The organism is Limnospira fusiformis SAG 85.79 (genome assembly GCF_012516315.1).
Classification (GTDB): Bacteria; Cyanobacteriota; Cyanobacteriia; order Cyanobacteriales; family Microcoleaceae; genus Limnospira; species Limnospira fusiformis.
Window position 1 is genome coordinate 4,003,444 of sequence record NZ_CP051185.1, and the last position, 13,984, is coordinate 4,017,427.

At 44.6% G+C, this 13,984-nt stretch carries 9 protein-coding genes; 5 read left to right on the plus strand and 4 right to left on the minus strand.

The genetic code is table 11. The features are described from left to right. From cobT to HFV01_RS18825, 3 genes are all read right to left on the minus strand, one after another. Window positions 1–1,092: a nicotinate mononucleotide-dependent phosphoribosyltransferase CobT gene (gene cobT / locus HFV01_RS18815; RefSeq protein ID WP_006620744.1), complete on the minus strand. Its 1,092-nt coding sequence runs from the start codon at window positions 1,090–1,092 to the stop codon at window positions 1–3. Beyond that, window positions 1,092–1,772, minus strand: a complete 681-nt coding sequence (locus tag HFV01_RS18820) for a DUF2232 domain-containing protein (RefSeq protein WP_006668027.1) — start codon at window positions 1,770–1,772, stop codon at window positions 1,092–1,094. Before HFV01_RS18820 ends, cobT begins: the two co-directional genes overlap by 1 nt. 63 nt (window positions 1,773–1,835) lie before the next feature. Continuing rightward, on the minus strand, window positions 1,836–2,543 hold the full coding sequence (locus tag HFV01_RS18825) for a Crp/Fnr family transcriptional regulator (protein WP_006620746.1): 708 nt from the start codon (window positions 2,541–2,543) through the stop codon (window positions 1,836–1,838). A gap of 501 nt (window positions 2,544–3,044) precedes the next feature. Here HFV01_RS18825 and HFV01_RS18830 point away from each other — a divergent pair. Further along, window positions 3,045–5,345, plus strand: a complete 2,301-nt coding sequence (locus HFV01_RS18830; protein WP_193520286.1) for a hypothetical protein — start codon at window positions 3,045–3,047, stop codon at window positions 5,343–5,345. Between the two features lie 145 nt (window positions 5,346–5,490). On the opposite strand, the gene HFV01_RS18835 is transcribed toward HFV01_RS18830, so the two are convergent. After that, complete coding sequence (locus HFV01_RS18835) at window positions 5,491–5,634, minus strand: hypothetical protein (protein WP_193520287.1); 144 nt, start codon at window positions 5,632–5,634, stop codon at window positions 5,491–5,493. 227 nt (window positions 5,635–5,861) lie between these two features. Here HFV01_RS18835 and HFV01_RS18840 point away from each other — a divergent pair, with 227 nt between their 5' ends. The 4 genes from HFV01_RS18840 (at window position 5,862) to HFV01_RS18855 (ending at window position 13,828) form a co-directional block, all read left to right on the plus strand. Further along, entirely contained in the window at window positions 5,862–6,365 is a 504-nt protein-coding gene (locus HFV01_RS18840) for a hypothetical protein (protein ID WP_006620750.1), read from the plus strand. A 356-nt stretch (window positions 6,366–6,721) separates the two neighbouring features. Further along, window positions 6,722–9,382, plus strand: coding sequence for a site-specific DNA-methyltransferase (locus HFV01_RS18845; protein ID WP_193520288.1), 2,661 nt, complete (start codon window positions 6,722–6,724; stop codon window positions 9,380–9,382). An 87-nt stretch (window positions 9,383–9,469) separates the two neighbouring features. Further along, window positions 9,470–10,564, plus strand: coding sequence for an AAA family ATPase (locus HFV01_RS18850; protein ID WP_046320417.1), 1,095 nt, complete (start codon window positions 9,470–9,472; stop codon window positions 10,562–10,564). A 135-nt stretch (window positions 10,565–10,699) separates the two neighbouring features. Next, entirely contained in the window at window positions 10,700–13,828 is a 3,129-nt protein-coding gene (locus HFV01_RS18855) for a BPTD_3080 family restriction endonuclease (protein ID WP_108614991.1), read from the plus strand. The last annotated feature ends 156 nt before the right edge of the window (window positions 13,829–13,984 follow it).

The following is a 13,984-nucleotide window of genomic DNA, read 5'->3' on the forward strand; positions in this document are numbered from 1 at the left end:
TCACAGATGGCCAGCAAGCTGTTCAATTTGTGTCAGTAACTGGCTTAATGTCCACTGACTGCACAGATAGGAAGCGATCGCACATCCTCCGGCTCCGACACCCTCTTTAACATATCCTTGCTCAAATGCTTGTAGTTGGGGGTAATGGGAATGGGTAAAATCAAGTTGGGTTGCCAATAGGGGAACCGGACCGATCGCCTTAGCGAGTCCGACAGTATCCCCTGTGGTATCTTCTGCAACCCAGCGAGTAGTACCAACAGCGACCCGTCCCGGACACCAGGAAAGATTTTTAGCAGAAGCGATCGCCTCAGCCAAAGCATAAACAGCCAGCATTTGGGTTCCCCCCGCCAAAAGAACCCCTACCCGGCGACTAGCAGCAATAGTCATAGCAGCAACCGCAATTTGCATAGGGTCGCCAACAGCAGCAACCAGTGTCAGGGGATCGACTTGACCTGGGGTAATTTGAGCCGCCCGGAGTCCGGCGGTAACTATGGCTAATTTTTGGTCATGGTTACACTGGGGGTGGCTACTGTTAACTTTTCCGGCGGCGGGAATTCCCAAACCCATCAACACAGCCAGGGCGGTGGTAGTTCCCCCGACGACACATTCTCCGATGATCACATAACTATCATGAGCCATAGCAGCAATGCGATCGCCCCAAGCCAACCCCGACTCAAATAGATGTTGAACTATGGTAGAGTTCAAAGCAGCGCCGGAACTGAGACACTTAGCCGGGACTCCTCCCAGGTCGATAGTTGGTACACAAGGAATTACCGGAACCCCAGCATTAAATAAGTTAATCGGGATATTCAGCGCCGCCACTACAGCCCGCGAAATCAGGACGGGGGAAGCACCAGCCACCAAAGGCGGTAAAGGATAACGGGGAGATGGCACAGGACCTGTGACCAGAAATTCAGCGTCTGCGAGATAAGTGCGGCGGCGATCGGCAGGTGTAGCGCCAGCGGCGGAAATTCCGGGAATTAAACCCGTTTCCGTAAATCCCAAAACACAGGCAAAAATGGGCTTTTGGTGTCGATATTGGCTTAACCAAGCCTGACCATTACGGGGCTGTGTATAAATTCGGACTGCCATTATTCCTCATAGTCGAGCAAAATCTGTACCCAACGGGGGGGGCGGGGAATAGGACTTTTAAGGCGATCGAGCATCAACAGAGACACCAAATGCACCAAAAACAGATAAACGATATTATTAGCCAAAACCATCAATACAGCCACAATCTGAATAAATAGTAAACTTGGGGGTGCAAGTATCCCCAAACGAATAAAGATAGACTCTAGCAGTTGTGCAATTTGGGTAGTCGCATAAACCCACAAATCCCGACCCAAGAGAATTGACAGCAGCCAGTAACGGAAAAAGAAGCCAATAGCGCCAATTAAGGAGGCGATCGCCACAGTAACCGGCCATTTGGCTCCTCGTTTCCACAAGCCGCCCAAAACCACAGCCATCCAACCATAGGGGATCACATAGAGAATGCTGCGTGTAGGACCCATTAAAACTGTCAAAAGTAACCCAGAGGTTACAGCACCCATAATCGCCGCCCGTCGATCCCAGCGCAAATACAGCAAAGCAATAGGTAGGGGAAAAAAGACTCGCAACAGAGGACCGAGAGGAAAGTAGTAGTTGATAAACCAAATCAAACTAGCCGTGGATGCCAGAAAGGCAGTTTCCACCATGACGAGGGGGGAGACAGAAGGGAAACTGTCCGATGGTTTAGGAGATGGTTGGGGGCTATGGTTAGAAAAATCACTCATGCTATCTTAGGTCAGGAACGAGGTTAGGCGAGGCCATGGTAGCACCAAGACCGCTAACCCATGTTAAACCAACATCCTCTCTAGGGCATGAACATCGGGAATGCTGAGAAGATCGCGATCGCGATGAATTAATCCCTTTTTCTCCAGTTTACTGAGTACCCTAGTCACAGTTTCGCGAGCTAGTCCGCTCAAACTGCTGAGTTCTCGGTGGGGTAAATTAGGAATTGTCGTTCCTGATTCTGTGGTTTTACCTTGTCCCTCTGCCAAAAACAACAAAATATCTGCCACTCGTGAAGCACTATCTGACTCACGCAACCGTAACCGCCGATTAACTTGACGCAGACGGCGGCCCATTAACTGAGCCAACCTAATACCTGCCAATGGTTCCGTGTTAATCAGTTGGACAAAATCCTGAGCTGGCATATTGCCAATCATGGTTGGGGCGAGGGTAATTACATCTGTGGATCGGGGGACCTCATCAAGGGCTGCCATTTCTCCAAATAATTCACCTTTCCCCAAAATATTGAGTGTAACTTCCTTACCATCAAGGTTGTAGGTCCTAATTTTGACCCAACCATCTAAGATAAAATATACTGAGCTACCCCAATCATTCTCCAGCAAAATCACTTGATTGGGGGGGTGGCTTCGACCCACCACATGAGAGGTGGCTCTTTCGGCTACCTCGTCGGGTAAACCCTCAAAAAAGGCAGTCGAGAGAATCATCCGGGTGATATCTGATTGTGACTCGCGGGAGAAGTACCGATCTTCCATTGGGCTATGATGTTTGAAATTAGCGCTTATCCGTGGCTAGTTAGCAGGAGTTGTCCAATAGACAATTGACTGTCACCATTCACAGAGCCAACTTTAGTCAAACGATACCACTATTATTGTGGAGTTTCGTTGTACTTAACTACAATAGCTAAGGTTTGACTACGGATCTCATCCGAGATTGGCTTTGATTATAATTGAGGGCATCAGTCTACACAGTAGACTAACCAGGGATGAGTTGAGAACTAGATTGGCACAGGCAGGTTATCATTTTAAAGGGATATAGAGTCAAAATCACTGTATCCTAGCAAAATTAACCTAAATTGGATGTTAACTCACAGATGCGAGCTGGGGGTAGTCACCCCAACTTTTGGCCAAGCATATAGCTACCCTTACTCCACTGAACACTATTTTAAAGGTTAAATCTGGACTATTGAAACTCAAACTATATTGATATCCCGGTTAAATTTTCTCGTCAAACGCTAGTAAATTGAGGTCCCTCCCTTGACTTCTCATCAGGATCAAATTCAGACTCTTATTGCTGAAATTGACGAGGTACTGAGTCAACCCAGCCCCAGGCTACCTTGGGTGGCTTTTGGGGAAACCGTGACCCGCGCCCGTCAAGTGTTGCAGCGTGTTCGGAATTATCTCGTATCTCTTCAACAAGATATTGATGACTCTTCATTGTCCCTGAGATCTACAGGTTCCGCTGACCCATCATCTCTTTCGGAGTCCCAACAGCAGAATTTTTGGCAAGCCTTGCGGGAAGAAATGGGTTATTTGCGATCGCGACTTTCGGCTTTGCTAAAGTCTGAGGTAGAAGAGTTACGCCATGAGCGACAACTGCTATTACAGGATATCAGAGCTTTAGAACTGCGGCGACAGGAAAATCTGCTCTCCGTTGACCAATCCCACGACCAGCAGCAAATTATTACAGAGTTTCTGCAAGAATTGATGAATCGTCTTCAGGAAAGTCTCACTGAGAGTGTTAGCGAAACCCTCAGTAACCTGGAGGAACAGGTTATTAACGCCCTGCTGTTGGGGGATACTGTTCAGACTACCCCCAGTGAGTCCACTACGGCTTTGGGTCGTCGGGGAGGTGAAGGCGCAAACAGTAGCCGCGATGTTCGGGTTTTTTCTGATGCTGGTGGGGACTATGCGGAGGAGTTGGAAACTTCTAAGATGTTACCCCGACTCACTCCAGCCCAACGACTGGAACAAATGCGGACTCTACAGGCTCAGTCTGATCAGATGCTGATGACCCTTGATTCTAGTTTAAGTGTCATTTTTGAAGCCCTACAAAGCAATTTACAAACTTATCAGGAATCTCTGTCCCAAAATATTGAGAAAATGCACGGTTTGGGACAACAGGGAGAGGTGATTCTTTCGGCTTGGATTAATTATCTCACCCAGCAGTTGAGTCAGGCTACAACCTCTGAACTTCAATCTTCTATACAACTGCTTGACCTACAACCTAGACAGGGTACTCCCCCGCTTAAACCTAATGCGATCGGTCAGCAGGGGGTGGTTATGACTCCCGAAACTCAACCGTCTCCAGAGATATCTTCTGTTCCCGATCACGATGATTTCTTTCCTTTTGCGGGGGTGGAACTTCCCTTACCCACTAGAGTTTCCGAAACTCCCATCGAATCAAAACCACGACCGGAACCAAAAGAGGATATAGTCGCGGAAACTGCTGCTGATATCCCCCCTGAACCCGTAGATGAGGGGAATTGGGGTGCTGATTTATTCGGTGATGATGAGGCTGATGATAGTGATGATATAGTGGCGGAAACTGCTGCTGATATCTCTCCTGAATCGGTAGATGATGGGGGTTGGGATGCTGAGGATTTATTTGGGGATACCTCAGAGACATCTACAGAGACATCTACAGATTTATCAGAATCAGAACCTGATGAGGAAGATCTGAGGTTGGATACTCAAGATTTGTTTAAGGATACCCCAGAGGAAGAGCTACCAGTGGCGAGAGAAACTCGGAGAAATGTATCTTCTGCGGGGGGTGGAAATGGTAGCCAGTCAGACCCGTTTGATGGCTTCTCTGTGTCGGAAGAATTAGATTTATACGGAAGTTTACAGCCAGATGATGCTCAGGAACTTCTCTGGGAGGATGACGATATTTTGAGCGAAAATATCAATCAAAATCAGCCAGTAGAGATGAATAGAGACACGCCCAATCAAAAGGCTTCTCCATCTGCTAGTCAGGATACTTTTGAAGATTTTAGTAATATCTTTGAAGAACCCAATTTAAAGGAGGATGAACAGTTTATCTATGCTTCTCCTGATGAGAATTTGCTTCCGGGTGTTGATGATGGTAGCGATGATGATGAATCGATGGATTCTCGGCTGTTAGTTGATAAGAGTACCCTGGAACAATTAGAGGCAGAATTGGCTAGGTTAGAGAGCCCGGAATCTAATGAGATTGAAGATATCTTAGCTGAAGATATCTTAGCTGAAGATTCCGGGGAGGATTATCAACCGATTTCTATGCCTTCTGAGGAGGAAATGATTACTTTTGATAACTTGTTTGGCGAGCTAAATTCGAGTGTTAAAACATCGCGTTCTGCTGCTTCTAATTCGGCGGGTAAACCCGAAAAATCGGCAACTGTATCAGATAATCCTTTGACGGAATGGGGTGATTCTGATGTAACTCTTGATGATATCTTGAGCAGTTTTGAACAGGCGGAAAATCAATCATCATCAAAAATCGATGATAATGATGAATTTTTGAGTTTAGAATCTTTGAGTCAAGAAATGAGTAAAAGTAACCCGAAAAAACGCGATTAATTGAGGTGGAATTGGAGATGACAGGTTGTTGAGAATTGGCTGAAAATATTACCCTAAGCCTCAATACCTCTCCCCAGGTGGGAGAGGGACTGCGTGGGATGTATTACATGATTAATCAAGTAGCATATAGGAGCGATCGCACCTTTTAAATAATCGCCAAGCTACCACTAACTAGAGGGTGAGAAACGGCTATGGGGAAGGAGAATAAAGGAGCGATCGCTTTGTGGTGGGGATTTCTTGGGGGTTGGGGATTGACAATTGACAGGCTGTGATTGGTCGGTTTCAGCAATTGTTAAATTAATCTTAAAATTCTGGGTTTTTGACCGGGAATAATGATGGGAAAATCTTTATATTTATGATGTCAGCCGAGAGTGTATACTGTCTGACAGAGGATTTGGTTCGCGTCTTGTACAGCCGTTCGGCGATTAGCTACCCTCTCCAATAGGGGGTATGCTGTCAGTGGCGGGTTGTGCTGGCAGAATGATAGTAACACTAACTATAAATCGGTGAAATTCCATGTATACACTGCATCAAATTAACCTTAAATATCGGCCGCCACTAGCCAAATTACTAGGAAATAAAGGGATTTATCAACCCTGGGATTTCCGTAATTTGTTCAGGAGTTATGTGTTATGTCTAGTCCTGCTAGTTTTAATTGTATTCGGCTTTCCTGAACCGTCTCATGCTGATATAATAACCGTTGATGTTGCAGTGGAACAGAGCAAATATAACAATGAGTCTTGGGATGTATTAAATGGAGCCCCGGATTTGGCAATTTGTTTGTCTAATCAAAGATTGGGAACTGTTTGTATTCCTGATGGTTCTACACCTGACAGTATTAAGAACCCTAACTGTTCCAATTCTTATCTATGCAGATTTAGCCTCAGTGCGCCCCCAAATGCGGAATTTAAAGTTTCTGTAGTTGATGTAGATGTGATGTTCAATGATATAATAGGGGCGGGTTGGTGTCGTCAAGGAATGACTTGTGAAATCGGACAAGCTAAAGTAGCTATTAAGTGACGGTTAAACTTGTCTAATTGTTAGCCATAATAGTTAATGACTTCTGTGGTTTTTGATCAGAGTTTAATTTCGGTTCATGGTCAAATCTCAGAAGCGATCGCATAATGATATGGCTGTCCCAATAGGTGCGATCGCTTTGTGGTGGGGATTTCTTGGGGGTTGGGGATTGACAATTGACAGGCTTTGATTGGTCGGTTTCAGCAATTGTTAAATTAATCTTAAAATTCCTGGTTTTTGACCGGGAATAATGATGGGAAAATCTTTATATTTATGATGTCAGCCGAGAGTGTATACTGTCTGAGAGAGGATTGGGTTCGCTCAACTGCTATCTACCAGACTAGACCCCTGGAGTAATTATGCCTAGAAAAAACACTCCCAAAAAGCTGAAAGAAGTTCAGGACTACACCCACAATAAACAACATCCCCAACGACCGGATATTGGCACAGAATCACAATTTCAGAAGCCTAAACCTCCGGTTACCTATCGCTATGATTCTTCCCTCGCACCGGAGTTAAATTGGGATGAAAACCCAGCCAGGGAAAAAGCGGAGGCTTTAATTACTAAAATTCTCAATGCTACCAGTTTGGAAGAAGCACAAGCCGCCGCGCTTGAGTTGAAGTCTATGGGGGAACCTTTCCTTAATTGGTCTGGAAAAGCAGAACGCAGCAGTTTGGAAGTGCCAACATTGCCACTATTTGTGCATGAAAGACTTTCGACTAGGGCGATTATTGAAACTCTCAAATCTCATCAAAAGGGGGATAATCAACTTAATCTTTTCGACCTATTTAATGACCCCCAATGGTCGATTACTGACCAAATTCTGAGGGCTTACGAATACCAAGGAAATTGGGTTAATCGCATGATTTTGGGGGATTCTTTAATCACTATGAATTCTCTGGTACAATATGAAGGCATGGCGGGGAAAGTACAGATGATTTATATGGACCCGCCTTATGGGGTGAAGTTTGGCTCGAATTTTCAGCCTTTTGTGAAAAAACGGGATGTTAAACACAACGAGGATGAACACTTCACCCGCGAACCGGAGATGGTTAAAGCCTACCGCGATACTTGGGAATTGGGGTTACATAGCTATTTATCTTATTTAAGAGATAGGTTATTATTGGCGCGGGAATTATTAACTGAGAGTGGCAGTGTTTTTGTCCAGATTTCTGATGAGAATGTTCATCATGTCCGGGAAATTATGGATGAGGTTTTTGGGGCGGAGAATTTTGTTTCAATTATTAGCATTACTAAAGCAGGAGGAGGTCTTGAATCAACATCAAGACTGAGTGCGCGATTAGATTATTTAATTTGGTATGGTAAACGTAAAGATGACCTCAAATATCATCGGTTATTTGAAGAACGTGATGATGCAATTTCTTCAGGATTTGACATGATTGAATTGCCAGATGGTACCAGAAAGCGTTTACCAAAATCTGCAAAGGATAATCTATTATCTTTGCCTGAAAATACAAAGCTATTTATGTCAGTTACCTTTACAAAGCCAGGACCAGGAAGTAAATATGATATTGAGGTAAATGGAAAAACATATAACTCAGGTAAAAGATGGTGGGGAATACCAAAAGACTCTTTAGATAAAGTCATCAAACTTAATCGAGTTGTTTTTACGGAGAATGAAATAAGGTTTATAAAATATTTATCAGATTTTCCTTATCGTTCAATGAGTAATCTGTGGGATAAATTAGGAGGCGCTGCAAACCCAATTTATATAGTTCAAACCAATCCTAAAATTGTTGAACGCTGTCTCCTAATGACCACAGACCCCGGCGATTTAGTCCTCGACATAACCTGCGGAAGTGGGACGACTGCTTATGTAGCGGAACAGTGGGGAAGAAGGTGGATAACTTGTGATGTGAGTAGAGTTCCCTTAGCCTTAGCGAGACAGAGACTATTAACCGCAACTTTCCCCTGGTATGAACTAAAAGACGGTAATTCCCCCAGTGGTGGGTTTGTGTATAAACGGAAGCAGAACAAGAAAGGGGAAGAAGTGGGGGGAATTGTGCCGCATATTACCCTCAAGAGTATCGCTAATGATGAGCCTTCCACCGAAGAAATTTTAGTAGACCGTCCCGAAGTAGATAACAGTATTGTGCGGGTGTGTAGTCCGTTTACCATTGAGGGAACCATCCCGCCTCCGGTGGATATGGAAAACCAAGAGGAACCGGAAACAGAAGCCGTGGTGATTGAAAATCATAGGTCTTATGAACAGCGAATGCTGGAAATTCTCAGAAAGTCTCCGATATTGCACCTTCCCCAAAATCGCACGATTAGGCTCTATCAAGTTCGGGAAACGGCGCGATCGCGAAATTTATCAGCAGAAGCGATGACTCAAGCAAGGGATTTAGAAATTGCGGAAACCAGTGAAACTGAGAAAGCGATCGCCTTCCTGTTTGGGCCAGAAAATGGAGCGATCGCGGAACGGACAGTATTTGAAGCGGCGCGGGAAGCACACTCGAAAAAGTATGCTCATTTATTTGTGATTGGCTTTGCTATTTCAGCGATCGCGCGTCAGTTTGTGGAACACTGCAAAGACACCATGAGTATTCCGGCTACTTATATTCAAGCCACCCCTGATTTATTGATGGGGGACTTACTCAAACACATGAAAAGTTCTCAAATCTTTAGTGTCTGTGGACTCCCTGAAATTAAAGTACACAGTACCGAGGATGGAAAATATCAAGTAGAGTTACTAGGCTTGGATGTTTTCGACCCGACGACAATGGAGGTGGAATCACAACCCGGAAAAAATGTCCCCGCATGGTTTCTCGACACGGACTATAATGGTCTATGTTTCCACGTTAATCAAGCCTTCTTCCCCCGCACCAGTGCTTGGGAGGGTATTAAAAAAGCACTAAAAGGAACCTATGATGATGAAGTTTGGGAACATTTGGCGGGAACCAAAAGCGCACCGTTTGAACCGGGGGAGTATAAAGAAATTGCGGTTAAGGTGATTGATGACCGAGGCAATGAATTGTTAGTTACTGAGAAGATTTAATTGTGAGAGTAGATGAGTTAACAATTAACGAATAATTCTCAGCATAAAAAATTGAAATTGTATCGAAGTAGATATGAGTTTTCCATTATGTTTAAAAGTATCACAGTCAAAAACTTTAGATGTTTTGAAGACTTGACTATTAGCCAAATAGAGCGAGTCAACTTAATTGGGGGAATGAACAATATTGGCAAAACTGCTTTATTGGAAGCCATTTATTTAATGACCAGCTTGGGTTCTATGGAAATTCCCTTGAAGCTAAACTTTGATAGGGGAGTTTTTAGTCCCAGGACTTTTGACGTAGAAGAAATATGTGAATGGTTATTCTACCAAAAAAAAGCCAATAAAGCAATTAAAATCCAAGTTATCGATGAACAAGACATTAAAAGCGAACTGAAATTAAGCCTAGAAAAAGCGGCGAGTCCCAGACTATTTCCCCTAACTTTGACTTCTCACCGACGCAAAACCCTTAAAGATTTGAAATTAGAGTTCAAAATTGGAGACCAAAAACCTTTACAATTTACCATGTTTTTAGCACCAGACAAGGAAGAACCTGATACGCCACGTTTAGGTATAGTCAACCAAGATGAATCACCGGAAGACTTAGAAATCCCCACTTTTCCCCCCAGCTATTTTATTAGTAGTCGCCTGGTAATTTCGCGGACTGAAGACGCGGAAAGATTTAGCTTTTTGGAGGCTCAAAATAAGCAGGATGAAATTGTCGAAATACTGAAGATATTAGAACCACGACTAAAACGCTTATCTGTGTTGGTGACAGGGGGAGTCCCTATGATTAATGGTGATATCGGAGGGAATTATTTAATTCCTGTTTCGTTAATGGGAGAGGGTATGAGTCGGTTATTATCGATGGTTTTATCTATCATGAATGCTTCAGGAGGGACGGTTTTAATCGACGAAATAGAAAATGGCATACACTATTCGGTAATGGCTAAAATCTGGGAATCAATAGCGGCAGCCAGCGAGAGATTTAACACCCAAATTTTTGCCACAACTCATAGCCAGGAATGTATTGATTATGCTCACGAAGCCTTTGAGAATTTAGCAAGCTATGACTTTCGATATTTTCGACTGGAAAGAAAACCGGAAACTAATTTTATTCAAGCTGCGATTTATGAACAAGAAAATATTGAAACTTCTATCGCTTTGAACTTGGAGATGAGATAATGAGGAAACCGATAAGGATTGATAAGCCAAAACTGATTATCGGTGAAGGGATTGAAGAAAAGATTGTTTTCTAGGCTCATAATCTGGGAGAATTTATCAAAAATATTTAGTTTAAATAAATGGAGAATTATAACGATGACCTACGAAGTAAACGAACCAATCCTTAATTCGCCGTTTGATGAACCGTCCCACTATTGGTTTATCCGAGATGGCTATGAACCGGAACTGATTAAGGGTCGTCGTCCAGCGATCGCTTATCCACCACTAGAAGGTAATGTAGATTGGGATTTGGGGGAGGTTCTGAAACCATCCCCGGTGGAAGAGTTTTATCCGGGGTATGAAATGACGCTGGTTAACCAACTGAGGGAAAGGGTCAAAGAATGGCGATCGCTCGGTTATCCCGGCGTAACCCGGACTACTTTAGACTTGCTGAATTACTGGCAGCGAGAAGGGAGAGAACACCGTCTATTTTTTACACAAATGGAAGCGACGGAAACAATTATTTTCCTAACGGAAGCCAGAGGAGATTTAAAGCAAGGAATTGATGTTCCCATTGACTCACCTGCTGATGTAACTCTCAAAACCTTCACCCGCTACGCTTGCAAAATGGCTACGGGTTCGGGAAAAACGACGGTAATGGGGATGTTGGCGGCGTGGTCAATTCTCAATAAAGTGAGCGATCGCCAAAATCCCAAATTCTCTGATGTGGTGTTGATTGTCTGTCCCAACGTGACTATCAAGAGACGCTTAGAAGAATTAAACCCCGCGAATGGGGAAGCCAGCTTGTACAGAATGCGAGACTTGGTTCCCCCTCACCTGATGGATAAACTGAGACGGGGGAAAGTGTTGGTGACTAATTGGCATATTTTTGAAAAGCGATCGCCTCCCACCCCAGGGAATGAGTCAGCCAAAGTGGTGAAAGTGGGAGTTCCGGTTACTACCACAGAAGCGATTAAGATTGGCGCAAAAAATGACACCATGCGAGGGACCCGCTACCTAACCCTGGAAAAGTTGGAACAACAGCAACACCTGGGACAGATTAAAGTTTTGGAGGAAGACCGCGATCGCCAAGGAAATCTCAAAACTGTGAAAGTTGAACAAACCCGCTACTTGGAAAGTGACGCGGCTTGGATTCGGCGCATACTGACCGCTGAAATTGGGAACAAAAAACGCATCCTAGTTCTCAATGATGAAGCACATCACGCCTACCGCATCGCACAAGCTGAATCAGACCAAGATGAGGATGAGGAACTAACCGACTACAGCCAAAAGGAAGCGACTATCTGGGTGGAAGGACTCGATCGCATCCACAAATACCGGACGGTGAATCTGTGCGTAGATTTATCGGCTACCCCGTACTATTTACAAGCCGCTGGAAAAGATAGTAATAAACCGTTTCCTTGGGTAGTCAGTGACTTTAGCTTGATGGATGCCATTGAATCGGGGTTAGTGAAAATCCCCCAGCTTCCCGCGCGAGATACCACCGGGGCTCAAATGGCAGAACTAGCCTATTTTAACATTTGGAAATGGATTACCAACCAAATGACCCCAACAGAACGGGGTAAAAAAGGCAGCGCACCGAAACCGGAAGCTGTACTAAAACATACTCAACACCCTATTATCATCTTAGGTGGGAATTGGGAAAACACCCGTAAACTGTGGGCAGAAAACCCCGATGACCCCAGACCGCCAGTTTTTATCATCGTCTGCAAAAATACCAAAATTGCCAAGGTCCTCTATGAATGGATTGCTGAGGATATTAAACCAGGTTACATCCCCTCATTAGGTTTGGCATCCCTTCGCAATAGTGAAACCGAAACCAATACCATTCGCGTAGACTCCAAAGTGGTGGAAGAGTTGGAGTCCGGGAACAGCAGATCCGATGACTCGAAATGGATGCGCTTTACCCTGGATACAGTGGGTCAGGTTAACTGGCCCTGTGATGACCAAGGAAGACCTATCTACCCGGAAGATTTCTATGACCTGGCTATGAAATTAGGGCGATCGCTTCATCCACCAGGTCGGGATATCCGCTGTATCATTTCAGTGGGAATGCTGACAGAAGGCTGGGATTCTCGGACTGTGACCCACATCATCGGTATCCGACCCTTTCAGTCTCAGTTACTCTGTGAGCAAGTGGTGGGGAGAGGTTTGCGGCGACGTAGCTATGAACTCACCGAGGATGGTAAATTTGCCGAGGAAACCGCTAATATCTTCGGGGTTCCTTTTGAGGTTGTCCCCTTTAAAGCCAATCCCCAAGGGGGAAAACTCAAGAAACCTGAAAAACGCCACCATATTTACTCGGTCGCGGGAAAGACACAATACCGCATCGAATTTCCCAGAGTGGAAGGCTTCTGTCAGGGTATCCAAAATCGCGTGACTGTGGATTGGGATGCGATCGCACCATTGACAATTGACCCGTTCAATATTGCACCAGAGGTGCAGATTAAAGCCACTCTCCCCAATAATCAAGGTCGCCCCAGTCTTTGTGGCCCAGGTAAGTTAAAAAGTTTGGATCTCAATCCTTACCGCCAAGGGAAAAGGCTGCAAGAGTTAGTATTTAAGTTAGCCGCAGATTTGACTAAAACCTATTGTCAAAATCCCAATTGTGAAGCGCCGCCTCATGTTCTCTTCCCTCAACTGCGAACTATTTGCGATCGCTACCTCACCGAAAAAATCAAGGTGGTCAAGCCGTGTCAGTTGGTTGATGTTTGGTTAGCCCCCTATTATGGTTGGGTGATCGAAAATCTCAACGGTGCGATTTACCCTGATACTGACGCAGGAGAAGCCCCAGAAATTCCCAAATATGAAGCTAATCGCGGTAATGGCTCAACCGATGATATCAATTTCTGGACCAGTAAGAAAGTCTACAGTGTCCAGCATTGCCATATCAACTGTGTGGTAGCAGATACGGATCAATGGGAACAAGCCAGCGCCTACATCATCGACACTCACCCAATTACTGAGGCTTTCGTGAAAAATGAACGGCTAGGGTTTACTATTCCCTATTATTATGATGGCAGCGATCGCGACTACCACCCGGATTTTATCATCCGTCTGAAAACTACCGCCACCCACTACGTTATCCTGGAAACCAAGGGTTATATCTACGAGGGAACCGAGGAGAAAAAGGCGGCGGCTTTGCGCTGGGTGAAAGCTGTTAACAGCGATGGTCGATTCGGACATTGGGATTATCGAATGTGCAAGCTGAACCAAGTTCGGGAGTTTTTAGATCAGTTAATGGCGGAAATTAATTCCCAGTGATATAATTCTGCCTTAATTGTAGTTAAATTATGAGTTAGATATGATACCATTAAAGAGGCGATCGCACTATGTTAAATAATCGCCAAGCTACCACTAAATAGACCGTAAGAAACGGCTATGGGGGACCCAGTGGAAAGTGATTTCTCCAACAGCCAC

Coding starts and splice junctions, on each gene's coding strand:
- HFV01_RS18845 (WP_193520288.1), top strand. CDS start 6,722: ATGCCTAGAAAAAACACTCCCAAAAAGCTGAAAGAAGTTCAGGACTAC.
- HFV01_RS18840 (WP_006620750.1), top strand. CDS start 5,862: ATGTATACACTGCATCAAATTAACCTTAAATATCGGCCGCCACTAGCC.
- HFV01_RS18820 (WP_006668027.1), bottom strand. CDS start 1,772: ATGAGTGATTTTTCTAACCATAGCCCCCAACCATCTCCTAAACCATCG.
- HFV01_RS18850 (WP_046320417.1), top strand. CDS start 9,470: ATGTTTAAAAGTATCACAGTCAAAAACTTTAGATGTTTTGAAGACTTG.
- HFV01_RS18855 (WP_108614991.1), top strand. CDS start 10,700: ATGACCTACGAAGTAAACGAACCAATCCTTAATTCGCCGTTTGATGAA.
- HFV01_RS18825 (WP_006620746.1), bottom strand. CDS start 2,543: ATGGAAGATCGGTACTTCTCCCGCGAGTCACAATCAGATATCACCCGG.
- cobT (WP_006620744.1), bottom strand. CDS start 1,092: ATGGCAGTCCGAATTTATACACAGCCCCGTAATGGTCAGGCTTGGTTA.